At 62.5% G+C, this 23,994-nt stretch carries 30 protein-coding genes; 8 read left to right on the plus strand and 22 right to left on the minus strand.

Going from position 1 to position 23,994, the window contains the following annotated elements:
- Nucleotides 1-66 precede the first annotated feature (66 nt).
- The 6 genes from DV027_RS12610 to DV027_RS12635 all read left to right on the plus strand — a co-directional run bounded on the left by DV027_RS12610 (nt 67) and on the right by DV027_RS12635 (nt 5,710).
- Nucleotides 67-2,514: an efflux RND transporter permease subunit gene (locus tag DV027_RS12610; RefSeq protein WP_242621894.1), complete on the plus strand. Its 2,448-nt coding sequence runs from the start codon at nt 67-69 to the stop codon at nt 2,512-2,514.
- 141 nt (nt 2,515-2,655) lie between these two features.
- On the plus strand, nt 2,656-3,255 hold the full coding sequence (locus tag DV027_RS12615) for a PadR family transcriptional regulator (RefSeq protein ID WP_207303487.1): 600 nt from the start codon (nt 2,656-2,658) through the stop codon (nt 3,253-3,255).
- Between the two features lie 303 nt (nt 3,256-3,558).
- Nucleotides 3,559-3,945, plus strand: a complete 387-nt coding sequence (locus DV027_RS17750; RefSeq protein WP_158551959.1) for a hypothetical protein — start codon at nt 3,559-3,561, stop codon at nt 3,943-3,945.
- Nucleotides 3,946-4,171: 226 nt separating this feature from the next.
- A complete protein-coding gene (locus DV027_RS12625; RefSeq protein WP_242621895.1) occupies nt 4,172-4,378 on the plus strand; it encodes a hypothetical protein in 207 nt (68 codons plus the stop codon).
- An 86-nt stretch (nt 4,379-4,464) separates the two neighbouring features.
- On the plus strand, nt 4,465-4,914 hold the full coding sequence (locus DV027_RS12630; protein WP_241503169.1) for a hypothetical protein: 450 nt from the start codon (nt 4,465-4,467) through the stop codon (nt 4,912-4,914).
- A gap of 589 nt (nt 4,915-5,503) precedes the next feature.
- On the plus strand, nt 5,504-5,710 hold the full coding sequence (locus DV027_RS12635; RefSeq protein ID WP_116703424.1) for a helix-turn-helix transcriptional regulator: 207 nt from the start codon (nt 5,504-5,506) through the stop codon (nt 5,708-5,710).
- Here DV027_RS12635 and DV027_RS12640 read toward each other — a convergent pair.
- The 5 genes from DV027_RS12640 to DV027_RS12660 all read right to left on the minus strand — a co-directional run bounded on the left by DV027_RS12640 (nt 5,699) and on the right by DV027_RS12660 (nt 10,564).
- Complete coding sequence (locus DV027_RS12640) at nt 5,699-6,928, minus strand: tyrosine-type recombinase/integrase (RefSeq protein WP_116703423.1); 1,230 nt, start codon at nt 6,926-6,928, stop codon at nt 5,699-5,701. The two genes, DV027_RS12635 and DV027_RS12640, sit on opposite strands and share 12 nt — an antisense overlap.
- A gap of 394 nt (nt 6,929-7,322) precedes the next feature.
- Nucleotides 7,323-8,045, minus strand: a complete 723-nt coding sequence (locus DV027_RS12645; RefSeq protein WP_130732344.1) for a KilA-N domain-containing protein — start codon at nt 8,043-8,045, stop codon at nt 7,323-7,325.
- 319 nt (nt 8,046-8,364) lie between these two features.
- Nucleotides 8,365-8,910 (minus strand): hypothetical protein, encoded by a 546-nt coding sequence (locus DV027_RS12650; RefSeq protein WP_408884470.1) that lies wholly within the window; start codon nt 8,908-8,910, stop codon nt 8,365-8,367.
- A 59-nt stretch (nt 8,911-8,969) separates the two neighbouring features.
- On the minus strand, nt 8,970-9,788 hold the full coding sequence (locus tag DV027_RS12655; protein ID WP_165399192.1) for a hypothetical protein: 819 nt from the start codon (nt 9,786-9,788) through the stop codon (nt 8,970-8,972).
- A 24-nt stretch (nt 9,789-9,812) separates the two neighbouring features.
- A protein-coding gene (locus DV027_RS12660; protein ID WP_130732348.1) for an IS5 family transposase occupies nt 9,813-10,564 on the minus strand; the annotation gives its coding sequence in 2 pieces (ribosomal slippage) (nt 9,813-10,228 and nt 10,228-10,564; 753 coding nt in all).
- Nucleotides 10,565-10,747: 183 nt separating this feature from the next.
- On the opposite strand from DV027_RS12660, the gene DV027_RS12665 reads away from it, so the two are divergent.
- A complete protein-coding gene (locus tag DV027_RS12665; RefSeq protein ID WP_061273023.1) occupies nt 10,748-11,026 on the plus strand; it encodes a BrnT family toxin in 279 nt (92 codons plus the stop codon).
- Nucleotides 11,014-11,355, plus strand: a complete 342-nt coding sequence (locus DV027_RS12670; RefSeq protein WP_174520922.1) for a helix-turn-helix domain-containing protein — start codon at nt 11,014-11,016, stop codon at nt 11,353-11,355. Before DV027_RS12665 ends, DV027_RS12670 begins: the two co-directional genes overlap by 13 nt.
- A 255-nt stretch (nt 11,356-11,610) precedes the next feature.
- Here DV027_RS12670 and DV027_RS12675 read toward each other — a convergent pair whose 3' ends face one another.
- The 17 genes from DV027_RS12675 to DV027_RS18100 all read right to left on the minus strand — a co-directional run bounded on the left by DV027_RS12675 (nt 11,611) and on the right by DV027_RS18100 (nt 23,982).
- Nucleotides 11,611-11,991: a nuclear transport factor 2 family protein gene (locus tag DV027_RS12675; protein ID WP_165399193.1), complete on the minus strand. Its 381-nt coding sequence runs from the start codon at nt 11,989-11,991 to the stop codon at nt 11,611-11,613.
- Nucleotides 11,992-12,160: 169 nt separating this feature from the next.
- The gene (locus DV027_RS18095; RefSeq protein WP_275101003.1) at nt 12,161-12,295 is read right to left on the minus strand and encodes a hypothetical protein; all 135 of its coding nucleotides are present in this window, start codon (nt 12,293-12,295) and stop codon (nt 12,161-12,163) included.
- A gap of 94 nt (nt 12,296-12,389) precedes the next feature.
- The gene (locus DV027_RS12680) at nt 12,390-12,980 is read right to left on the minus strand and encodes a hypothetical protein (RefSeq protein WP_130732352.1); all 591 of its coding nucleotides are present in this window, start codon (nt 12,978-12,980) and stop codon (nt 12,390-12,392) included.
- A gap of 177 nt (nt 12,981-13,157) precedes the next feature.
- Nucleotides 13,158-13,487 carry a hypothetical protein gene (locus DV027_RS12685; protein WP_130732354.1) on the minus strand — a complete coding sequence of 110 codons (330 nt, stop codon included), beginning with the start codon at nt 13,485-13,487 and terminating at the stop codon, nt 13,158-13,160.
- A gap of 147 nt (nt 13,488-13,634) precedes the next feature.
- Nucleotides 13,635-13,973 carry a hypothetical protein gene (locus DV027_RS12690; protein ID WP_110568754.1) on the minus strand — a complete coding sequence of 113 codons (339 nt, stop codon included), beginning with the start codon at nt 13,971-13,973 and terminating at the stop codon, nt 13,635-13,637.
- A 1-nt stretch (nt 13,974) separates the two neighbouring features.
- The gene (locus DV027_RS12695) at nt 13,975-14,406 is read right to left on the minus strand and encodes a structural protein (RefSeq protein WP_130732356.1); all 432 of its coding nucleotides are present in this window, start codon (nt 14,404-14,406) and stop codon (nt 13,975-13,977) included.
- A gap of 35 nt (nt 14,407-14,441) precedes the next feature.
- The gene (locus DV027_RS12700; protein WP_061273038.1) at nt 14,442-14,750 is read right to left on the minus strand and encodes a hypothetical protein; all 309 of its coding nucleotides are present in this window, start codon (nt 14,748-14,750) and stop codon (nt 14,442-14,444) included.
- A 66-nt stretch (nt 14,751-14,816) separates the two neighbouring features.
- Entirely contained in the window at nt 14,817-15,242 is a 426-nt protein-coding gene (locus DV027_RS12705) for a hypothetical protein (protein ID WP_242621896.1), read from the minus strand.
- Complete coding sequence (locus tag DV027_RS17915; RefSeq protein WP_242621897.1) at nt 15,239-16,630, minus strand: glycine-rich domain-containing protein; 1,392 nt, start codon at nt 16,628-16,630, stop codon at nt 15,239-15,241. The genes DV027_RS12705 and DV027_RS17915 overlap by 4 nt, the downstream gene beginning before the upstream one ends.
- Before the next feature lie 3 nt (nt 16,631-16,633).
- On the minus strand, nt 16,634-17,230 hold the full coding sequence (locus DV027_RS12715; RefSeq protein ID WP_130732358.1) for a YmfQ family protein: 597 nt from the start codon (nt 17,228-17,230) through the stop codon (nt 16,634-16,636).
- Nucleotides 17,224-18,348: a baseplate J/gp47 family protein gene (locus tag DV027_RS12720; RefSeq protein ID WP_130732360.1), complete on the minus strand. Its 1,125-nt coding sequence runs from the start codon at nt 18,346-18,348 to the stop codon at nt 17,224-17,226. Before DV027_RS12720 ends, DV027_RS12715 begins: the two co-directional genes overlap by 7 nt.
- Before the next feature lies 1 nt (nt 18,349).
- On the minus strand, nt 18,350-18,850 hold the full coding sequence (locus tag DV027_RS12725) for a phage GP46 family protein (protein WP_130732362.1): 501 nt from the start codon (nt 18,848-18,850) through the stop codon (nt 18,350-18,352).
- 23 nt (nt 18,851-18,873) lie between these two features.
- Nucleotides 18,874-19,383: a phage baseplate assembly protein domain-containing protein gene (locus tag DV027_RS12730; RefSeq protein WP_207303488.1), complete on the minus strand. Its 510-nt coding sequence runs from the start codon at nt 19,381-19,383 to the stop codon at nt 18,874-18,876.
- On the minus strand, nt 19,383-20,576 hold the full coding sequence (locus tag DV027_RS12735) for a phage baseplate assembly protein (protein ID WP_130732364.1): 1,194 nt from the start codon (nt 20,574-20,576) through the stop codon (nt 19,383-19,385). The genes DV027_RS12730 and DV027_RS12735 overlap by 1 nt, the downstream gene beginning before the upstream one ends.
- Nucleotides 20,573-21,871, minus strand: coding sequence for a DNA circularization protein (locus DV027_RS12740; RefSeq protein WP_130732366.1), 1,299 nt, complete (start codon nt 21,869-21,871; stop codon nt 20,573-20,575). The genes DV027_RS12735 and DV027_RS12740 overlap by 4 nt, the downstream gene beginning before the upstream one ends.
- 1 nt (nt 21,872) lies before the next feature.
- The gene (locus tag DV027_RS12745; protein WP_130732368.1) at nt 21,873-23,867 is read right to left on the minus strand and encodes a lytic transglycosylase domain-containing protein; all 1,995 of its coding nucleotides are present in this window, start codon (nt 23,865-23,867) and stop codon (nt 21,873-21,875) included.
- Complete coding sequence (locus DV027_RS18100; RefSeq protein WP_275101004.1) at nt 23,848-23,982, minus strand: hypothetical protein; 135 nt, start codon at nt 23,980-23,982, stop codon at nt 23,848-23,850. The genes DV027_RS12745 and DV027_RS18100 overlap by 20 nt, the downstream gene beginning before the upstream one ends.
- Nucleotides 23,983-23,994: the final 12 nt, after the last annotated feature.

Consider the following 23,994-nt stretch of genomic DNA (forward strand, 5'->3'; position numbering starts at 1 on the left):
AGAATGGTCAGCATCCTGTGAATCACATTTTTAAACCGATGGGTACCCCGTGAGTCAGGCCAAACAATGGTTGGTATAAACGCGGCCGCGTTCTTTGATGGCAGACCGGCCCTGACGCTGATGGTCCGTGCCCAGCCGGGGGCCAATCTGGTCGGCATCGTCGATGCGGTGAAAGCACGTCTGCCACAACTGCGCACGCTCATGCCGTCGAGGGCCGATATTGCCGTGGCGCGGGATGGCTCGGCGGTGATCCGCTCCTCCCTGCACCATACACTGGTGACGCTGCTGGCGTCCTGCCTGCTGGCGCTGGCTGTGGTCTGGGTATTCCTGCGGTCATGGACGGCATCCGTGGCAGCCGCGGTCATCGTGCCGTGCTGCCTGATCGCCAGCCTCGGGCCGATGCATCTGGCGGGCTTCGGGCTGGACAATCTCTCGCTCATGGCGCTGACAGTGGTGACAGGGCTGGTGGTGGATGACGCCATCGTGGTGATCGAGAACATCATCCGCATGCGTGAGCGGGGTCTTCCCATCGACGAGGCTGCCATTGCCGGGGCCAGCGAGGTGGCATTTACGCTGCTCTCCATTACCGTGTCGGTACTGGCGGTGTTCCTGCCGATCGGGCTGGCCTCGGGGCTGACGGGACGGCTGTTCCGGGAGTTTGCGGGCACCGTTGGCATTGCCGTCACGGTGTCGCTGATCCTGTCCTGTGTGGTGACGCCGTGCCTGACGGCGCTGTGCATGCGGTTTGCCGAAAACAGCGCCGCCATTCATCCGGAAGTGGATGCCGCCGATTTTCTGGATCATGAAAAACACAGTGGCAGTCAGTATCGCCGCACTCTGGAAGTCTGCCTGACCCACCCCGGCAAGACCGCGCTGCTTCTGCCATTGACCCTGCTAGTGGGCGTCTTTCTGTTCACCCGCATGCCCAGGGTCGTGTTCCCGCGTCAGGATATCGGCATCGTCTCAGGCGGTTCGCGCGGCAGCGGCAGTTCACTGGCGCAGACCAGGGCCCGGCTGGAGCGATTCAGCAGGGTGCTGCTGGAGGATCCCGCCGTGACGCATGTGATCGCCTATCTGGATACCAGCGAAGGCTCCAGCCATGGCATGATATTCGCCACACTGCGCGACCTGTCCACCGGGCGGGCGTCGGGAACAGAGGTGGCCGCTCGCGTCGTGGCCCGGATGGGGAAAGACATCCACGCCGAATACCATGCCCAGGCACCCGGCAACATCATGATGCGGGTGGGCTCGAACAGCAGCGGGATCAGTTACATCCTGCGCAGCGAGGATGACCGGTTGCTGGGGCCAGCCACGCGGAAACTGGCGAAAGCCCTGCGCCGTCATCGGGAGTTCACGGACGTGGACCCGGACGTCGATCCACCGGGACAGGGGATCACGCTCGCGATTGACCGCGACACCGCCGCCCGCGTTGGCGTCACGCCGCAGGTGATCGGCAACACCCTGTCCGATGCGCTTGGTCAGACTACGGCCTCGGTCGTCTACACCACACACGGGCAATACAACGTGGTGCTGACCGTGGAAAACCGCTTCCAGCGTGATCCGGAGATCCTGAAACAGTTCTGGGTCAGCCCGTCCGGTGGATCGGCCTCGGGCAGTTCGGCGTCCAACACCATCCGGGTGGTCACGTCGGCCACGGCCAGCGCCACGGCCTCGACCGGTGCGACGGCATTTCGGAACCAGATCGCCAATTCGCTGGCGGGTGGCGCCAATGCGTCGACCGGATCTGCGGTCGCCACGGGGGCGGAGACGCTGGTGCCGCTGTCGGTGGTGGCGCGAATTACCCCCAGTCTCGACCCGGTGGCCGTGACCCATATCGGCTACGCCAGTTCCGCCGCGCTAGCGCTGGAACTGGCGCCGGGTGTCAGCTTGTCGCAGGCACAATCCGTTATCGATCAGGAATGGCGCAGCCTGCATCTGCCGGAGACCATCACCGGGGAATTGCAGAGCGATGAAGGGGATGTTGGAAAAAGCACCCATGACAGCGAGATCCTGATCGTCGCGGCCATCCTGGCTGTCTGGATCACGCTGGGCATGCTCTATGAAAGCGTGTGGCACCCGCTGACCATTCTCTCCACCATTCCCTCGGCCGGGATCGGAGCCATCCTGGCGCTCAATCTGTTCGGGCTACCGTTCTCGGGCATGGCGGTGATCGCCATGCTGCTGCTGACCGGCATCTCGCTCAAGAACGCGATCCTGCTGGTGGATTTCGCCATCCACGCCGAACGCGAACGCGGCCTGACGCCGCGGGACGCCATTCGTGAGGCCTGCCTGCTGCGGCTGCGGCCGATTGTCATGACCACCTTTGCGGCGGCCCTTGGGGCACTTCCGCTGGTGCTGATGGGCGGCTACGGGATGGAACTACGCCAACCGCTCGGGATCGCGCTGATCGGTGGCCTTCTCGTCAGTCAGGCCCAGACCATGTTCACCACGCCGGCCCTGTATTTGTTGGTGGGGCGATGCGCCTCTTTTTTCAGGAAAGCAGAAACATCATGAGATTTTCCGGTCATGCGATCAGGGCAGGGGACTGACGGATGGACTGCCTGCGGCGGCTGAAAGGGCGGGTTTATCGGGAATGATAAAAATATATTCCGATATATCTTGACGTAAGATATATCGGAACGTATATCGGTAAGCATGAAACACAGAAACAGACACGCAGGCGGTCGTAACCGCCAGACTTTCTCCCCCGAAGGCATGGCCAGCGGTGGGGAACCCCGCCGCCATCACGGTCGCGGTGGACACCACGGCGGTGGTCGCCGTGGCGGGCGTCACCGGCTGTTCGATTATGGCGAGATGCGGCTTCTGGTCCTCTCGCTGATCGCTCAAAAACCAACCTACGGCTACGAACTGATCCGCATGATCGAGGAAAAGTTCGGTGGCAGCTACGCCCCCAGCCCCGGCGTGATCTACCCCACGCTGACCTGGCTGGATGAAGCGGGCTATGCCCGGATTGTCGAAGCCGACGGTCGCAAGAACTACCGCATCACGCCGGAAGGCGAGGCCTTCCTTGCCGCCAGCCGTGCGGCCCTTGAGGAAATACTGGCCCGCGCCGCGACCGGCGCGGCAGAGGGCAGGGGTGGGCGCAAGGATGTCCCGATGCCGGTCATGCGCGGCATGGAAAACCTGCGCACGGCACTGCGCCTGAGGCTGCGCAACGGCGGCCTTGATACGGAAGCCGAAGAAAAGATCGCAGCCCTGCTGGATGACGCCGCCCGGGCGATCGGACAGGTCTGAAAGCGAGATTTCCTGCCCCGGTTGGCCAACAGGTCGCCCGGGCAGGGAACCCCCCATAATCCCGCCATGTATGGATCTGTTGTTTATGGAATGTCATGGCGTGGTTTGTGAGTAACCGGACAAACGTTGCTCACGTTCCAGAATATCCATCCGGCTATCTGGAACATTCACCGCAATAGTCCTGGCCCATGAAGGAACATCAGTTCCGGCCCGGATATTCCCGATACTGCCCATTACATCATACGACCTCACATTCCAGTCCCCATGGCGCGACGGACCCGAGGTCGGATTGAAGGATATATCATGAAGCGTTCAATTCTGTTTGCCCTTGCCCTTGGCATCTCCCTTCCGCTGGCAGCCCAGGCCCAGTCCCCTGACCAGAACCAGGGCAGCGGGCAGGGCGAACATCGTGGCCATGGCGGTCACGGCCATCACGGTGGCAGGCATGGCGGCCACGGCAACCATGGGGGCCAGGGCGGCGACCGCCAGAATGGTGGTGACCAGAACGACGGTCCCGGTGGCCAGCGTGATGATCGCGGTGGTGAAAACCGCGGCGACCAGAACAATGGCCCCGGCGAGCGCGGCAACCGTGGTGGCGGCAGCCAGAATGGCAACTGGGGTGAACACGGCGGTGGTCGTGGCGGCGACCGCAATGGCGGTTGGAACCAGAACAGCAGCAGTTCCAACTGATCCCGTCCCTCAAGCGGAAGGCCCGGCGTATTGCCGGGCCTTTTTTGTTGAAAACACCGGAGACGCGCCATGCTGCCCGGTCATTGTGAACACACCCGGCAGAAAAGCACGCTGACAGGCAGGAACGCGCATGCAACCTGTCACCGGCCCTTTCCGTTGCACGTGGACCTGTCAGAGGAGGAACGTCATGTTCAGGATGCAGGTCAGAAATAATCCGGATATTCCCGTGCCGTCTGAACCGCCGACCACGGTGCCACCACCCACACCCATTCCGGATCCCGGGCCTGACCCGGATGACGGTCCGCTGGATGATCCCCAACCGGATATACCGGACTGGGGCAGTGATGACGAACCGCTTGATCCGCCCACGGATGACCCGCTTGATCCGTTTGCACCCAATGAGAAAGACAGGGGAAGCGTCGAAGACTGGTAAGCTGCGGGTTTACATTTCGTGACGGGAACACAGCCGGTTAGCGGATTAAGGTTGGGGTTCCAACAGGTGAGATGCCTCTACTCTCCATGTCCAACCATAATACAGGACGTGTCTTCACGTTCTTCGTACCTGTCCTCGTGATGGCTATATCAGGCTGTCACCAACTGCCCGACCATACCGATAAATGCTGGCGCGCGCCATCGTCGCACAATAGTAGCGTGCATGGCAGCATAACCACGGGCTTTGGCGTCGGCAGCGGGCACGGCATGATGGGTGGTTTTCCCATGGGCGGCATGACAGGCGCAGGCGGTATGCCCGGCCCGATGCCGACGGGTATGGGGCCCGGCATGGAGCAGAGCAGTCCCTTCACGGAAGAACAGACCGCTAGGAACAGCCTGCCAAAAGACTGCATGCCGCCTGATTTCCCCATGCGCGCACAAAGTTCCGCCCACCAGACGACCACCCCGCCAACCCAGCCTGCGGTCCAGCAGGTTCCCGATACGGTAGACGTATCCGGCATCCGCATCGGTCCGTGAACTGATCCATGTCTTATATCCATTCTGAATGGAAATGATCAGTTCTCATGTCGCATATACAGTACAGTCGCGACATAGAGTCAGAGGGCTGCGCGGGAGTTCGTGACGGGATGAGAAGAGGGGAGAGAGGCTCGCCTGCGCCCGTCATGGAGTTCACCGTCATGACGATCCGAATGCCTGGATCAGCCAGGCCCCTGTCTGATCCGTTAAAGCCGATGTGCGATATCCGACTTCTGCCTCATCAGTCAGGCAATCGGCCTGCAACCCGAAAACTCGGGGCAGGACATCCGGCACGACCGTTTTTCAGACCGAAACCGGACAGGATTCCCATGGAGATCCTGCAGTCCAAGCAGGCTGCCGCCTGCAAGTCTTTCTATCCGGTTCCCCTATCACCGGCCAGATCGGTTGCGGCCGCGTAGCTTCGTGCCGTCTTAATCAGTTCCGTTCCGTAACTGCTTCACAGGCAGTCGGGAACACTCCGGTATGCCCCGGAAGCAGCATGGCATCGCCATTCATACCGGGAAGTCCTGCAGACATCAGGAACACGAAACAGATTGATCCCAACAGACAAGACATGGAGGATCTGAACATGGACGCAACGGAATACAGACCCGACAACAGACTTCTACGTCTACGGGAGGTTACTGAAAGAACCGGACTGAGCCGGGCAACCATTTACCGGCATATCAGTAAAGGGACGTTCCCCAGACCACGCAAACTGTCCAGCGGCACAATTCGCTGGCATTCCGGCATTATCGAGGACTGGATCAACACCGCTGGAACATCAGGCACCTGACCGGCGTTTTGTCGCAATCAGTTCCCCGAGGCTGACCTGGCCTTCGCTGACCAGGTCAGCCCAGACCTGCGCCAGTTCACGCCGCCGCTCCAGATAGATCGCCCGATTGTACGCGCCTTCCACTTTATCCTTGAGCGAATGGGCCAGCATCACATCGATCACCTGCCGGTCACTTCTGAAACGCTCGTTCATGATGGTGGAAAACGATGCCCGGAAGCCATGCGGTACATGGCAGTGATGGAAACCCGCACGGTTAAGCAGATAACCCAGTGCATTTTCACTCATGACCTGTCTGGGGCGACGCGTATTGGGAAACAGATGCGGCCATCGCCCGCTGAATGGCCGGAGCGCCTCAAGGGTCGCAACGGCCTGCCGGGAAAGCGGCACCAGATGGTCGCGCTTCATTTTCATCCGTTCCGCCGGAATATTCCACAGGGGCTTTGGTCCATCGAGACCCTCAAAGTCAGCCCATTGTGCGAACCGTAATTCGCCTGGCCTGACAGCCGTGAGATAGAGCAGCCGCAAGGCCAGAAGGGTCACGGGATGAGCCTCTTCGGCTTCTGTCCTGTGGACGAGGCTGCGTAAGCCTTCCAGATCCGTAATGGCGGGCTGCCGACCTCGTATGACGGGACGAAGGGCAGGCGCTACAACCGCAGCAGGATCGGAGGAACCACAACCAGATGCGATGGCATGCACAAACACATCGCTCATGCGCTGACGGATGCGGTGGGCCGTCTCGATTGCCCCACGATCCTCGATCTGCCTCAGCACTGCAAGGACGACGGGAGGGGTAATCCCATTGATCGGAACATGACCGAGTTTGGGAAAAATATCCCGTTCCAGACTGCGGATCACATCAAATGCATGGCGCGTGGCCCACAGAACCTTGCGCTGTTCATACCATTCGCGCGCGACAGCTTCAAAGGTCGTTGCCGTATTCACACGCGCGGCAAGGCGCACGATCTTTGCCTCCATCGAAGGATCACGACCTTCGCGAAGAATACGCCGGGCTTCTTCCCGCTCGGCCCGCGCTTCGGCCAGCGAGACACCAGGATAATGCCCGAGCGTCAGCAGTTTCTCCCGCTTTTCGAATTTGTAGCGGTACCGCCAGATCTTCTTTCCCGCCGGGGTGATATGCACGAATAGTCCGCCCGTGTCTGCCAGTCGCCAGGCCCTGTCTGCCGGCTTGGCCGAGCGGATTTTTGCGTCGGTCAGCATCGCAATCTCCATACCCGCTATGCCTGTTCTTCATACCCGCTCCATACCCGCTTTCTGACGAGATAGGATGAGACAAAACAGGAACTTTCGAGATGAAGAATGCGCCAAAACTGGCTGAAAACCAAGCTTTTTGACGCTATTTCACATTGTCTGAGAAGGAAAATTGGCGGAGGGGAAGGGATTCGAACCCTCGATACGACTTGACATCGTATAACGGTTTAGCAAACCAGAAATAGATTATAAGGCACCAATAACTTATTGATATTAAATACATTTAAAACGCAGGAAATGCAGAAAACGCTTAAATAAATAGAGCGCATCCCCACAATTTTCCCCACAACCTTTTAAGCCGAGACGGCAGGCACTTCACGTTTTTACCGTCTCGACTCGTGCTTTAGGCGGCCTTATCGCGTGCTAAAAAAATATCGCGCAGCGCATTGATACCCGCTTGGTTATATCGGAATGCCTCAACCTGCTTTGTAGAGTGTCGAGACTTATCCATCACGAAAATTCCGTAATGAGATGTCTTGAGACCATGAGCCTTCGCGGTGCGTCCGACCAGGTTGGCAGAGATACCGCCCAGCATCTTGCCGACCTCTGTCGCCGTGTAGGTGCGTTCATCAATCGTAGGCAGGGGCAGGACTGGGCGTCCAAACGCTACCTCGGCCACATTGGCAATCATACACTGGCGGCTAATCTGGGAGAGGTTGGGAAACTGAGAAAGAACTAAAGCGATGAAATTGGTCGGATCGAATGCATGATTGCTATTCGCGGCTGATATATTGCCCTGCATTAGATCATCGAAAGCTCGGATTACCATCAGGTGAAACTTGGCACTGATCCACATGGCATAGGCATATACCAACTCTTTGCAAGCGAAGGTTCCGCGCCTATCGTTTGGCCCTGCAGTAACCACATTGATGGGTGTCGGGATATTTCCCGACACCCTTATTTCTCCGATGAGAGCTTTAGTCTGTGCGTTCTTTACCCATTCAGATGGAGCCTTGCCCGGCTCGCCACCTGCTGCCTTATGGCAATCATTTAGGCAGTAGCGTCCTTCGCTATCCTGGCGAATTGAGGTTCCCAGAACGGAAAGGGATATGTTAGGGTCACCCATAGGAAATTGCGTTCCTTGCTTAACGTGTTTTCTTAGGCCTCGACTGGTAATCGAGACCGGCTCCCGGGCAGCAAGGTGAGGTCCGTCAAAACATCAACCTTGCGCCCGGCTCAACTAGCTCTATCGCTGCTGATATTTCCAATAATACCGGCATGAATGTTGCTTTGCACTAGCTAATGTTGGCGCCAAAAAACTATTGTCGGCGACGATAAATGGCGCATTTTCCGAATCAGCGGATGAGCTCACGTCAAGTACCAAAATAAAGAATATTTTTTCCTTCACCCGCCTTCGCAAGCAAGCCGATGAAGCTAGCAGCGGATCATTGTCGATTCCCTACGAACGGAACGTCGGGCTTGTGCCTGACACACTTTATGGCGACCCAAGTGTCGATAAGCAGCTGCATCCGTTTTCTAAGGTGTTCGCGGTCGGCGATCAGTCGATCCGCTTCCCTATGGCGAGTATCATCGTTCTGAGCCAGCATCTCGGTCTCGTAAGCAATCTGCCGGGACATCTCCACGTCAGGCATGGACGACAACGGCGCATAGGCCACCGGCAGGCTGATCGTCTGCCCGCGCGTCCGGCTGGCATCCGCCTGCACCCCGAACGTGGGCACTGTGGTGGCCGCATTTACGCTGAACTGACCGTCCTGCGTAAACTGGCCGGAGAGCTGCAGCGTCACATCTCCGGCAATCATGCCCACCACCGGGTCGGGCGTATGCTGGCTGCACTGGGCGGCGCGCACGGCGCGCATGAAACGGGCATCCTGCTCCGCCGTCCAGTCGCCCGCATGCGATACCGACACCACCCCAGCCTGCGCCAAGCTGGACTGGATGCCCGCCATGGCTGCCGGGATCGTGGTCTGCACGGGCGCCTGATGGGCGCAGGCAGATAGGCCGAGGGCGCAGGCCAGTGCCAAGACCGCCCTCACGCCACCCCCCGCAGATAGGCATCATTGGCCGCGACCAGCGCCTCCCAGTCCGGCTGGCTCGGTGCCAGAGCCGAGGCGGGCAGCAGCTGGCGCCACGCCAGCGCATGGGCTTCCATGATCCTGCTGCGCACCCAGCGCCAGGTCGCGCGCTGCGTGGTGCCCCAGGTGAGCAGGGTCACGATGTCCGTGTCATCCGTGCCGGTGTAATCCCAGCCCAGCAGGCAATGGCCGTTCGCGGGGTTGGGGTTCGGGTCACCGTGTCCGGCCGGGATGTCTGTATCCCACACCGGAGCCAGCGCGCCGTTCTCATCCTCCCACAGATCGGCGTCGGCCAGCTGCACGCCGAGATAGGCCGTCGATAGGCCTGCCATGACATTGCGCACGCCGTTCAGGTCAGCCGGATCCGCGCTGCCCCAGAGGGGGAATAGGGTCTGGTTGGTCACGGCATACCCATCGCGTAGCGCGGTGGTCAGTACATCGACCTCCACGCCGCCGCGATCCGTGCCCGGGTTGCCCGGCACGTAGCCAGTGGAGCGGGAATAGAACGCCACGGCCTGTAACGTGGTGATGCCGGTCTGGAACCCGTTCAGGGCGGACGTGGCGCGGATGTGGTTGCCAATCCCGGCCGAGGTACAATCTCCCAGCACGTCATTACCCAGCAGCAGTGGGGCAGGATCGATATGGCTGCGGTCCAGCCGGGCAGGGGCCTGCCGGGCCATGAAGCCACGCATGGCCGACATGGAGGGCTGACCCGGGCGCGTCTGCGCAGGGCGACAGCCCAGCTTGCGGATTTGCGCAAGTTTGCGATTTGTCATGGTGTTTCCAGGGTCTGTTGGGAATTACTGTGAATTGATGATTGCGGCGGTGAGATAAATCATCGCTGCGAAAGATCTATCTGTCTTGTCGCTTCGCATGGCGATGCGCTTGAACTCCTTGAGCTTGCAGAAGAAGTTCTCGATAAGATGGCGCGCCTTGAACAGGGCTCCATCGAAGGGGCGCCTGTCGAGGCGGTTCCGACGCTGGGGAATGACCACGCGGGCCCCTTGCGCGCGCAGGGCGTCCACGATCCAGTGCACATCGAATGCCTTGTCAGCAAGAAGCGCCCCAAAATCTGCCGGTTTGAGAAGCGGCGCCACCCCGACCGTGTCGTAATGCTGGCCGGGGACAAGCGTAAAGCGGACCAGATTGCCCACGGCGTCGGTCATGGCGATGATCTTGGTCGACCACCCCGTTACACTGCGTCCGATCGCCTGGTTTCGGGTCCCCCTTTTGCGCCCTGGCCGTGGCGGTGAACCCGGACCACCGTGCCATCGATCATCGCATATTCCATGTCCGCCTCGTCAGAAACAGCTTCAAAAAGCCGTTTGAAAACACCGGCTTTCATCCAGTCGCTGTAACGGGAATAGACGGAATTCCAATGTCCGAAATACGTCGGAAGATCCCGCCATGGACTGCCGGTCCGGGCAATCCATAAGACTGCCTCGATGAAAAGACGGTTGTCCTGCCCGCTGCGCCCCCGGTCCGTTTTCTTGCCAAGGCACAGCGGTTCCATTTTCGCCCATTGGGCATCTGTCAGTATGAAGCGATCCATGCGGCGTTTGAATCACATTCAGATGCTTGAAAAAAGCATAATTCCCAACAGACCCCAATAAAAAAGGCAGCTCCGGAGAGCCGCCTTGTGGTTGTATAATACGATTGATTGTTCTGATCGGATATGCGCCGTTAGCGTACTGTTTCCCTTGCGAACTATACGCTTCTAGCGTATAGGATGCCTATGACGGCAACACATCACGCCTTTGACTGGCACGATGAAAAAAGCGCAGCGTGCCTTTCCACCCGTGGTTTCGATTTCATTTACGCTGCCCGCATTTTTCTTGGGGACGTGATCGAACGCGAAGACACCCGCAAGGATTACGGTGAAACACGGATTCAGGCAGTCGGGATGATCGAAGGATGCCGTTACATGGTCGTCTACACGCGTCGCGGCGATGTGACGTGGATCATCTCTGCGCGCCGCATGCACGAGAAGGAGTGGAAGAAATGGCAAGGATGACATTGCATCAGATCGCCCGGCACGGTGGAACCATCGACCGGGACAAGGTGAACGCCACCACGGAAGCTGATATCGACCGTCAGGCCCGTGAGGATGGGACGAATGATACAAGCCATCTGTCCGCCCCATACCCGACGCCCGCAACCGTGCGGAAGACCCTGCACATGACCCAGAAACAGATCGCGGATCTGACCGGCATACCTGTGGCGACATGGCGCAACTGGGAACAGGGGCGTGTGGGGCTGGATCCGGCTGTGCAGGCGTTGCTGCGTATTCTGGGGCGGGAACCAGATGCGGCGCGCCGGGCATTGGATATGGCGGCGGAATAGCGCGGACGCTACATTCTTCTCAATCGTTCGATGGTTCTGGCGCAGGCGGCCCAAGCGTGTCGTCAATCTGGCGTTTGCGCCGGGCCTTCTGTCACTCTGCCGAGTGCGTGAACAGTCATCGTGAATTGCGCGCCAAATAGGCCAGCAGGATGAAGCCCCCGAGCACGCCGCCAATGGTAATGGCAGCCCAGAGGGCGAAGATGCCGCCGGGCGTCATACCGTCACCCCCAGCATCCTGAGCGCCTCCCAAGGTATTTACTTGTCGAACTGAAGAAAAGCTTTGGAAAATACTGACCATTTTCCGTCTGTTTTGATCAGATTGACATATTCACAGCAGTCGGAGCCAATAGCATCATTTTCGATGATAATGCGTGCCACCGCCGTGACAGGGGTTATGTCGAGTATATCGATATGAGATGTAATTTCTGGGGAAGCTCCGTTGATCCTGACGAATTCGGCTGCCAGATTGCCCGTTCCCCCCACAAGTTCACCATCGACAATGCCATGCGTCACGACATCCTTATGAAATATGCCGGACATCATATCGACACTGCCAGTGCGTAAGGCCTCGACATATCTCTCAAGGAGATCGCGAACATTTTTATATTCACTTACCGGTATATTTTTCTTGTTCATGATCAGTCCTTTTTTTGATCCAGTACATAACGACAGGCATAGAATTTTACATCTGTTACGAAAGGGTAGCAACATGAGTATTCCATGCGGTGCCTCTCATCGGTATTGGAGCGTATCGATATTCACCTTATCCACAACGAGGTGGTAGCAAAGGCGGTATTTTTAACCGCTACTCCAGCCCACGATTCCGCAACTGCGCCGCCACATAAAGCGCATGCAGCTTGAGCGGGACCGTGACCAGCAACCCGATGAGGACGACAACGCCGCCCGCACCGGAGATGACGCCCTCCATGAAGGGCGTCATCGTGAATTGCTCGCCAGATAGGCCAGCAGGATGAAGCCCGCCAGCACGCCGCCGATGGTGCTGGCGGCCCAGAGGGCGAAGATGCCGGTGCGCGTCATGCCGTCACCCCCAGCACCCTGAGCGCCTGCTGCACCTGTGCCTGCGAGGGAGCAGGCGTGGCGCTGGCCATGGCCCCGACAGGGCGCCGCACGGCCACGCTGTCCAGCAGGGCCTTGAAGGCCGACACGATGGTGGCCAGCGCGTTCAGGGCGGTGTTGGCGTTGGAGAGATCGGTGCTGGCGACCTTGGTCTCCACGCCGGTGATGGCGGCGCTCAGGTCTTTCTCGACCGTGCCGAGGGCAGAGAGCACGCTGTCCACCCGGCTTTTCCAGTTCGTATCATCGTAGGTGATGGTCAGCGTGGATCCGGCAGCATTGGAGAAGGCGTTCAGGGCCGCGCCCAGGGCGGTATCACCCGCATTGATGATGGCCACGGTCGGCGTGCCGATGGCGCTGGCGAGGGCTGCGATGCTCAGGATGGTCGAGACGGCATTGAGGCCTGCCTGCCCGTAATCCTTAATGGCGGCCACGTTGAGCGTGAGGGTGGTGACGTCACCGTTTTTCGTGACCGTGCAGGCCGTCAGGGCCACGCCTGCGACCAGGGCGGATGAACCGCGCAGGAAGGCGCGGCGGGTGGGGTTATGCATGGAGGACTCCCGTTCAAAAACCGCCCGGCTGTGGGGCGGTTACTTTGGGTTGCAATTCAGGACATATTTTCGCCCTAAAGTTGCATATGATGAGAAGTGCAGCCCCGGAGTGCATCGGCCATCCACCTAGCACCGGGGCTGTCTTCCTTAAATTCTGCGACCGTTCAGGCCCGCCGCTCAGCGCAGCGGCTGGCCGGGCACGACCGGGCGCGGGGCCTCGACCTTTTCCGCCGCAGGCGCTGCGGCCGGGGTCGCGCTGGCCGTGGCAGGCTTGGTCTCGATCGCCGTTTTCAGGTCGGTGATGCCGGTGAGGATCTTCGTCACGGCGGCATCGATGCCCGCCAGATCGAGGTTGGGCGCGGCGCGGGCCACGATCACCGGCACCAGCGTTTGCAGCAGGGTGCCTGTCAGCTGGATGTCGGCCTGTGCCGTAGCCGTGTCGCGCTTGCCCAGCGCGGTCTCGATCAGGGTCTCGAGGGCAGGGATGGCGGTGGTTGCGTCAGCCATGGGTGGTCTCTCCCAATAAAAAACCGCCTCACGGGCGGTTACTTTAGGTTGTATTTTGTTGCACGAAGTCGCGCTCAGGTTGCGTATCGTGCCCGCGCAGTCCCGGCCCTTATCGGCCATCCAACCATGGGGCCGGGGCTGCGCCAGTCAGGCAGGCGGGGAAGCCCGCGCTGGCGGCTTGCCGGGGCGCGTGGAGCCGGGCGGCACATCGAGGCGTTGCTCGACCGCGCTGCGCGGAACTGTTGCCGGGACCATCGCGGCCTTTTTGCCCGGCTGGTAGGCAGGCAGGTTCCACCCGCGCGCCTGGGCAATGGCGGTGACCACGGTCCAGACCAGCACCCATTTCGAGGTAGGGTCAGGCGGCCGCCAGAACCGCGCGATCAGCGCGCAGGTCGAGATCAGGAACGACAGGACCACCACGACATCCCCGGCATACTGGGCCGGGAGCATCGAGAGCACATCCTGCAGCAGCGAGAAGGGGTCCATGTCAGGCCTCGGCAGGCTGGGGCAGGGCAGGCAGGCCGTGCAGCGCCTGGTCGATCTGGGGCAGGGTGATGTGCCCCGGCCCGTTCTCCATCAGCGTGATGCCAAGGATCAGCTGCCGCATGGTCTGCGCATCGTTCAGGTCCAGCACGGTGCCGGGCTGCACGCCCATCCGGCTGCACAGGACATGAATGTAGGCCCCGGTGGGGTTCTCGCCGGGCGGCGCATAGACGGAAATAATGCTGGCCACCGTGCTCAGGCCCCGCTGGCCGTAGTGCAGCAGCTGCTCGCGCAGCGCGCGGATGCCATCCGCCATGGTGGGGAAGGCGGCAAAGCGCGGGCAGGGCACGCCGGTTTCCAGATGCGCGCCGGGCTGGCGGGCAAAGTCGAGATTGCCGGGGTTGTTGTTGCGGATGCCGCGCGGGAGTTCGCTCATGGCGTCAGGTTCCTTATTCGGGGCATTGCCTGGGCTCATGGATGTCCACCGTGCAGGAGCTGGCCGAACCAGTCGCAAAACGGCGGATAGGCGAACAGGGCGGCGGCGACGGTGCCGATCACGGTGATCAGGCCGACAATGGCCGCCCCGATCTGCTTGATGGCCTTCATGCCGCCGATGATCTGGCCCATGCACTCGCGCATCTCGGTCGACAGGTCGCGCACCTCGCCGCGCAGGGCGCGCAGGTCGGTCTCGGTTGATTCGACCTTGGTCTCGACGCGGACCAGCCGGTCGCGCAGCTGGGGGTCATCACCGAACCCCAGCACTCTCCACAGAATGAACATCAGATTTCCAGGCAATAAAAAACCGCCTCAAAGGGCGGTCGGGCAGGCGCGGGTTATGCGGCCGGGTCAGGTCGTGGTGGTGGCCGTGCTGGCCGTCATCACATCCGTGGGCTGGGCGGGCAGCGCGGTGCTGGTGGTGTCGGTGCCGTTGGCGATGGCAGCGATGGCCAGTACGTAGGCCTTCATGTCTGCCGTGAAGGTTTCACCCATCGCGGTGGCGAGACTGGCCTGCTGGCTGATCCACGATTGCGCCGCTGTCGCCTGCTGGGCAAGGGAAACCGTTGCCGCAACCGGGGCTGCAAACGACCACACGCCCGCCGCTGATTTCGTGGCGGTCCAGTGATCGGCAGGCTGCGGGGTGACTGCCGTCACATCCACGCAGGCCGCGACAAAATCAGGCGCGTAGAGGGTGGAGAGGTCCGCATCGGTCGTAATGACCTGGCCAACCGTTCCTCGCGCGTTGATCCATGCGTAGGTTTTCTGCGCCATCATGCGAACTCCCTGATTATAGCAATCCCGTCCACGCCCAGACCGCCCGGACCGCCTGTTGCGCTAACCCCTGCGGGCAGTCCGGAACCGCCCGCGCCAGGGCCGTTCCCGTTCTGGGCCGTGACATTGGCTACGCCATAGGCGCCCCCAGCCGAAATGGGGCCGCCGCCCGTTCCGAACAGGCTGCTGCCGCCCTGTCCGCTCATGATGCCGCCGCCCAGATCGAACTGCATGTCCGCAGGGCCGCCGCGCACGGAAAATACAATTCCCGTCCCGGTCGGCGCATCGCCGGGCGTGCCCAGCGCGAACTGGAAATAGGCATTCTCATTCGCCGCAACGCCGTATTTCCCCCCGTATCCGCCCGGAGCCGTTGCCAGGCTACCGAATGAGGACGCTCCCCCATTACCGCCCGACTCATTCAGGGGCGAGACGGCACCCGCTGCACCGACAGTAATGTTGAGGCCCGCAGTAATGTCAGCCTGTATGTCGGAGATTTTGTAGGCGGCGCGGCAAAAGCTCCCTGCACCCCCAGCGGTCGAGCATGAAACGTATGCGGAGCTGGTGCCGTATGCGTAGCCCCCGGATCCACCGCCACCCTGAATATCAACCTCGATACGGGTCGTGCCCGGCGTGGGCGTGTAAGGGTAGGTGCCCGCAGTGTCGAACACCTGCGTGTTCAGCAGCCTGCCCGGCGTCAGCCCGGCAAGCTGTCCAAACACGACCGGCTGCTGCGGCAGCGTGGCGTCCGGGAGCAGCGTGGACTTGACGCCGGACAGGTCGAGCGTGCCGGTTTCGAGCGCCAGCGTGCCCGCGTTCGCGGTGCCCGGCGTGCCACCGGTCGCGGTCAGGGTGGCGTCAGGCGTGGCGTTACCCGTGGTGGGTGCCCCTGCCGACCAGAAGCGGTGTGTGACCGTATTGGCTGCGGTTTTGAGGCCCCAGTCCATCGCGCCGGTGACGTTGCCGCCGCCCAGCGGCAGGTAATCGCCCAGCGCCGAGGTCAGGGCCGTAGTGGTGGCCAGCCCCACGGTCGTGCTGCCGTAGGTGAAGGCAGGCGCTGCCAGGGCTGCGGAATAGTAGAGCACCGCCCCCGCTACATCACCCGTGGCCAGAACGCCGGGGGAGCCGAGCACGGCGCCGCTCGCGGCCTGTTTGGCCAGGGCCTTGATGGCGGCCGAGAGCTGCCCCCAGTTGGCGGGGTCCAGCGTCAGGCCCGCATCGAGGATGGGCTGGATGACCTCGGCCATGAGCATGTTGTAGTGCGCGGCCGGGAAGTCGGTGGCGGGGATGGTGGCCGCCGGGTTGCCATCCGTGGCCCAGCCGGGCGTGCCGGTGGCGGGCATGGTGTCGCGGCTGGCCTCGGCGACCGTGCCGGTGCCGATGATGAGGTCCATCGGTTATCCTTCGCTGTAGTTGAAGATCAGGATGGTGTGGGCGGGCTTGCGCGCGGTCAGCTCGCATTGCAGGACCGTGCTGCCCCAGGTGGCGAAGGGCTCGCCAAAGGCATTGCCGAAGCGCAGGGGGGTGACCGTGAACTGCGGGGCGTTGACCTGCCACGTATGCGCCCAGGCATCGCCGCCGAAGGGCGTGCCGAACTTCCGGCCAAAGCGGCTGGGCGCGAACTCGGTGATGGTGATGTCAAACCCGAGGGTTTTGGCAAACGCGATGAAGTAGGCGACGGACGCCCCGCCATTATCGGTCAGCCGGGCCACCACCTGCGCGCGCCGTAGCTCCACCGTGGGGCTCTCGCCCGCGCAGGGATCGGGCAGGCCGAGGGTGGCCTCCCATTCCGGCAGCAGGTTGGCCGTAGTCGAGGGGAAGGCATCGGCGATCAGCTCACCGGCCGACTGCCCGCTGCGCTGGAAGGTGGGCGCCCACACGCCCGCGATCTGGTAGGGCATGCCGTCAGGCTCACGCGACCAGATGCGCCCGCGTGGCAGCAGGTTGAGCAGGGCCGTGCGGAAATCCGACGTGGCAAAAATGGGCGCTACCATGCCACGCCATCCGTGCCGCTGACCGTGCCCAGCACCGGCATGCTGCCCTGGTTGGCGCCGACCACGGGATCGGTCGGGCTTTTGACCTCGAAGCTGTCCAGCCCGATGGCGGCGATGGCCTCCTGCCAGTCATTGGGGTTGATGGTGCCGCCGGGGGCGGATACGCGCTGGAACATGTCGGCCAGCGCGGTCTTGATGGCGGTATGGTTGGCCGTGGTATCGCCCGTGCCGAGGTCGGTGATGACGAAGTCCACCGGCTGGGCGATGGGCGCGCAGACAATGACCAGCGCGGTGACGGGCCGCTCGTCCTGAATCGCGTTGGCTACGGTCAGCTGGTCGCCGGTGGCGGTGGTGTAGCGGGGATCGCCTGCTGCCGTGCCATCGGTGCCGACCGGGAAACCGCCCGTGGCGGCGTTGGCCTCATCGAGCATGACGTAGACCACTACCGTGCCCGCGCCGAAGCCGTTGCCCACGCACCAGGCGCGGGTGACGCCGGTCACGGCCTCGGCCCAGTCCACGTAATCCGCCTGCTTGCCATCCTCCCCCTGCGCCTGGAACGCCTCCATCACGCGGGTGCGGAAGTCATCCTCATCCTCGATGTCGGCCCCGCTGACCGTCACCCCCGTGACCGTGCCGCTGGTCTGGATGCCGGGCACCGGGCTGGACAGGGTGACGATGGTGCCCAGCGTGACGCCCGCGCTGCCGGTGCTGCTGGCGGTCCAGCTGACCACGGTCGCACCATCGGCCGTGACACTCTCGGCCGAGGCCGTGGCCAGCACGCCGCCCTGGAGTGCTAACTGCGTGCCTGCGGGGATGGTGCTGGTGCCGGTGGCGGGGAAGGTGGCCGTGCCGGTCGCAGCCGTGGCCCCCTTGCGGTACACGCCCTTGAGCGCGCCCCATGCGGCCAGGTATTCATCCGTGGCCGTCCACGGCACGGATTGCAGGGAAACCCAGTCGATATAGCCGTAATGCAGCCACGCCAGCCCGGCCAGCACCATGGCCAGCACATACAGCACGGAGAAGCGCAGCACGGCCACGACGCCGGGGATGCCACCGCTGACAACATCCTGCAGGGCCTGCTGGCGCAGCTGCGACAGGGTGGGGCGTGGATAGGCCATATCAGGTCAGGCCCTCCCAGGCCCATGAGAAGGTAAATGTCTGGGGCGTGCTGTTGCCCGGCTGGGTGAGAGTGACGGAGAACTCGGCCATGGTGGGGATGGTGGCGCTCCACCACGCACTGACCGCGATCGAGCACACCACGCCATCATCGACCAGCCATTGCAGGGCCTCGGTGCAGATGCTCTCGATCTCGCGCGGGATAGCCCGGGTGCCGACCTTCACCGCGCGCTTCAGCTGCCACAGGCGCGAGCCGATGGGCAGGTCGGCAAAGGCATCGCCCCACCAGCCGCGCCGGTCAGCCGCAGCCGTGCCGGGCGCGCCGCCGGGCGACTGGATGCCTGCCGCCGTGTCGGCTGATGAGGGCTGCTCGGGGGCCACGCGATCGGTGAACAGCGAGACCATGACGGCCGTGCGCAGCGGGTTGTCGAGTGCCAGGTCACCGGACACGATGGGCCAGTCGCCGCGCGCCTCGCGGACGTTCCAGGTGATTGCGATATCCATGGAGAAAGCCTGTATTCTGCGGCCTAGCTGGCCTCGGGCGCACCGGACTTGCCGCTGCCCGGCGTGACGCCGCCATGCGGGTGTGTGGAAAGCTTGATGCCCTGCGCCACGACTTCATTGCCGGTGATGGTGCCGGTGGCCGTCAGGTCGCCGGTCAGGGCTGTCTTGCCGTTGGCGGGAATGATGGCGATGGAGCCATCCGCCTTGAGCCAGATCCGGCTGCCGGTTCTGGGGTGGTAGAGGCAGACCTCCCCGGGCTGCAGGTCAGTCGGCCTGCCGCGCTGGTCGCCCGTGGCGACGACAACGCCGCGCTTGCGGTCGCCGCCAATGAAGACCGTAACCACGTCAGACCCGGGCACCGGCCGACTGGCCAGCCCGTATTCCTGCACCATCGGCATGTCAGGTCGCAGTTCACCTGCCGTTATTGCGGCCTGTAGCGTTGGCGTGCCGGTCTGTTCGTTCGTGTCGGATGTCTGCCGTCCGATGCCCACCAGCATCATCAGGCCGCGTGCGATGCGGGGAAGGGACGGCATTATGAGGATCCCTGCGTGGCCTGTCCCTGACCGGAGAGCCATGCCTGGTAGAATGGATCCTGATAGATCGGGTTGACGACCGGTTGCGGAAGGAAGGCCTTGGGGTCCATCAGCGTGACATCGACATGCGTGCCTTCCCCGATTGCCTGCCGCAGGACCATCTCACCAATCAGCAGTTCAAGCTGCTGCGTGCCTCCCATGGTCGAGACAGGCACCAATGTATTCGGCAGCCAGAGGTTTCCTGCTTTGTCGCGCCAACTGTCGCTTGTCACCATAACGGGATAGGCGCGGGCATACCGGCGGTTGACCTCCCATTGCACGCGCTGGCGGGCAATGGCGTAATCAGGGTCGCCGATTTCGACCGGGATCAGCATGTTGCGTGTGCGATTGACGCCCTTGTCAAAGGCCTGCGCGTTGAAGGGCGCGGTATTGGCCGTCATCTGGTTGACCAGATTGCTTTCATCGGGCGTCTCGAACAGGGTGATGGCCCCGATATTAATGGCCTGCACGCTGGAAAAGCGCCCGGCCATGCTGCGCACGCGCTGTATGCGCTCGATATTATCGCCCAGCACGAAGCCGCTGGCGGCACGGCGCGAACCTGCCTGCGACATACAGATGTTTCCATCCGGCCGGTCATAGAACAGCACGGCGGCGAGGCGGGTGACGCGCTCGATCATCTCATAGGCGGTTTCCGTCAGGATGGCGGAGAAGGCCTTGATGTCAGTGTCCCCCGCGCCATCCACCGAGATCACCTGTATGCCCGCGAAGGCGGAGACAGCACGGGCGATGGCCAGCGCGTTCGTGCTGTTCATCTGGAATGTGCTGAACTCCGCCGCGCATTCCACCAGGTCGATACTTTTCGACGCCAGTTGCACCTCGATGCTGTGCTGGCCGGGTGCGATGTCCTCCACAATGGTCTGGACATAGCCGGTGAATACCAGCGTGCTGCCGATCAGGAGCTGGCAGCTATCGCCTTCCACAAGGTCGATCGTGGTGGCGGCGTCCGGCCCCTGCGTGGTCATGGACAGGGTTGCCGTCCAGGGCATGATTTCCACGCCCATGCGGATGGTCGCGGCCGTCCATGTGCTGATGGCCCATGCCTTCGTGCCGCGCAGGATGATGACCGAGACCTGGTCGGACGGCTCGGGCGTCCAGCCCACGAAGTCGGACAGGGCAGAGAGTGCGCCGCTCATGATGATAACGCCTCGAAACTGGTGGGCATGAAAGCCGGGTGAATGGGGTTTGCCCGCCGGATCAGGTCGGGCGCGCGGGAGCCGTTGGCATAGACCTGCTGGGCCAGCACCAGCGCGGGCAGGGGGGCGTTGCGGGTTATCGTGACCAGATCGGGCAGGCGGGCGGCACGGTCGGCCAGGTCCTGCAATACCTGTGCGCGCAGGTTGCGCAGGGCCTGAAAGGTGGTCCCGTCACCGGCATCGGCCGCGATTACCGCCTCATCATCGAGCATGGCGCCGATGCGTGCGCGCATGGCCTGCGCCTCATCCGACGTGGCGGGCTGCCAGTCGGCCAGGGCGTAGGCCAGCGAGAGCAGGGCGGCCTGCCTGCACAGCGTTGCAGTGGCGGTCTGTGCCGTTGCAATCGCGCCGCCGATCGGTGCGCCCGAGGCCACGACCGATGGGCCGTAGGTGGCCAGCGGCATGAGCACGGCAATCTGTCCGGCGGGATCGGCGATGGCCGAGCGGATGGATTCAGGCACCACGAGGATGGCAGCAGCCAGCGCGGATGCATCGCCCGCATCGGCCAGCGCGGCCACGTTATCGCTGACCGTCTGGGCGCTGGCGGTGAGCCCGGCGAGGATGGTATCGACCGTAGCGCTTTCATCCACCACGGCCCCGCTGCCGTTGGCGTAGCGCCCGATATTGCCGGGCAATGCCGCCATGGCACCAGCGAAGGCGCGGGGGGAGCGGATGGCGCTGTTGGCTCCGTTGCCCCAGTCGGACGCCACATCGCGCCCGGCATGCAGCACGGTTGCGCCATAGCTGTAGGGGGTGAGCGTGGTGGCGGCGTAATCGGACGAGATGGCCGAGCCGAACGCCACGGCGGCAACGGCTACGGCAGCATGCAGTGCCAGCAGGATGGTGGAGGACAGGTAGGAGCTGGCCTCCATGAACTCCAGTTCGATGTCGATGACATGCATCACTCCATCGCGGGCGTACCAGTCGCACCGCAGCAGGCTGGCCTGTATGGCGCCAATGACCGGATGGATCAGCAGGCCCGTGCCACTGGTCTCGGCCGCCATGACCAGCAGGTCACGCTGCGCCCAGCATTCCGGCCCGATCAGGAAGCCCCGGAAGCGGTAGGGACGCGGGGCGCGGCCCATGTCTTCCACCCACGGCGTGGGGTTGTAGGGGTAGACATGCAGCGCCGTGTTGCGACCGTTCTGGCCACCGCTGCCCACCACCACGAACGGGACGCCCCGGAAGGAGGCCTGCAGGTATTCCTCGGCCAGTGTGGTGAGGGTGCCGGACATGTCAGCTTCCTGTTGCGGTTATCTCGGGTGGCATGGCCCGCTGGACCTGCGTTTGATGGGTGACGCTGGCACCCGGGGGCGCGCGGGTTACCTTGGCTGTCGTGCCGGGTGCGCCCCGGGTTTCAACCACGATGTGCATGTTCTGGTCTGGCGCGGCGCTGCCGCCATCGCTCCCACTGGAGGGGAGGGAGACCGGCGGCCCGGATTTGAAGCCGGACATCTTGGCGATCGAGCTGACATAATCCTGCGTCTCGGCCGGGAGGGCCGAGAGATCATGCGTCCGGGCGAACTGCTGCACGGCCCTGCTGTTCGGGCCTGCGTTGTATGCCGCGTCCGCCGCAGCATAATCGCCCCGGTAGCGGGTCAGGATCTGTTTGTAATACCGCGCGCCGCCATCGAGGTTCTGCTGCCAGCTATAACCTGGCGCATCGACCGAGTCTGGCAGCCCCAGGTCCCGCGCGGTTTTGGGCATAAGCTGGCTGGGGCCGAAGGCGCCTGCTGGCGAGACGTTGCGCATCCCTCCATGCTCCTTGCGGAGAAGGGCCACGTAATGATTCGGGTCCAGCCCATATTTCTGGGCAGCCTGAAGCGCTGCGGCCTGCACCGGCTGATCGAGCGGAGCAACAGCCGCGCCGGACATGCGGTCCCACCACCGACTGAAGCGGGTATAACCGGGGACGTGATCAAGCAGACCTTCCCCTTCGCCTGAAATCTGAACGCCATCCCTGTGGGCCTGATAGAGAGTGGTGGCGAAATTCAGCAGCCCGAACATGCCTGCGGCAGAAGGGCGAAGCGGCGCGCGCCCTGCGCCACCACGCCCACCGGCACCGGGCGGAAACTGAGAGGCAACCTGCGCATCCCTTGCCGCTGCGCCCATTTCCTTGAAGGCGCGGGCAATCCCCACAATTGACAGCGCAAGACTGGCCAGACCCGCCAGAACTGGCACGGAATATAGAAGCCCGATGGCGATCAGGGCTTTTTTCCCCGCTGATTCCCATCCGCCCAACTTATCGACCACATCAGATACGGCATGCGCCGCGCCTTCGATGTCGGCCTTGATCTTGTCCCATCCGCCGTTGCGGAACCAGTAGGAGAACTGCTTGACGTAGCTGCCTATGTCCTGCGCGATCCAGTCACGGTTGGTGTCGATCAGATCGGTCAGGAAGTGGTTGAGGTCAACCAGGGCAGGAGAAGCGGCATCGGCTATGACATCGCCGAAATGTTCGACAGAAAGGGTCAGGTCGGACTGGGATTCCCGATAGGCGTCAGCCCGATCGGCCATCTCCTTTGTCATCCATGACTGGCGTTCGCCCTCTTTACGGTGACGCTGCCATGCTTCGTCCGTTTCTTGCAGGACTGTCTGCAACTGTTCTCCCGCACCACCCAGAAGCGCGGTTGCCGCTATTGTACGGGCGACAGGATCACGTAAGCCGCGAATAGAATGTGCAACGCGATCAAAGAATTTGTCTATCGGCTCCTTGGAGAGCTTTTCGAGATCGAGATGCATGGCGCTGAACTGCGCCGCCGCGCGCGGATCCATGCCATGCAGGGCATTCCACCGCGTTTGTGACAGCGTCTGGAGCGCGCCGGTCATGGCCTCGGCGGAACTGCCGGACAGGCGGGCGGCGTTCTGCATGGCCTGCAGCTTCTGGGGCGCCATGCCCATGCTGCCCGATACCGTGCGCAGCTGGGTGCCGAACTGCCCCCATACCCCCACGAGCCGGTACATGCCCGCAAGGCTGGCCGAGCCGGTGATGGCGCCCAGCACCGGCACGATCTGGCCGATGTAGCGGAAGGCACCCAGCGCCTCGCGCGCCAGCCCCACGAAGCCGTTTTTCAGGCGTGTGAGGCCGGACAGCGAGGCAAACCGCCCGAAGGCGGCCTGCGCGCGGCGCACGGGGGCCTGTAGACCCGCAATGCGCTTGTTGATCTTTTCCAGTGTGGAGCTGGCCCGGTCGGCTGCCGAGATGGTAACCTTAACGCCGCTGTTTGCCACGTGCAGCCTCCCGCTTGCGGTGTTCGTTTATCCGGATGGCCTTGTCGAACAGGTCGAGCATGCGCTCACCGGTCAGGTCCTCGACATCCCTGAGCGTGAAGCCCGGGCAGAACACGCACAGATCCGG

It is taken from the genome of Komagataeibacter xylinus, from assembly GCF_004302915.1.
Taxonomy (GTDB): domain Bacteria; phylum Pseudomonadota; class Alphaproteobacteria; order Acetobacterales; family Acetobacteraceae; genus Komagataeibacter; species Komagataeibacter xylinus_C.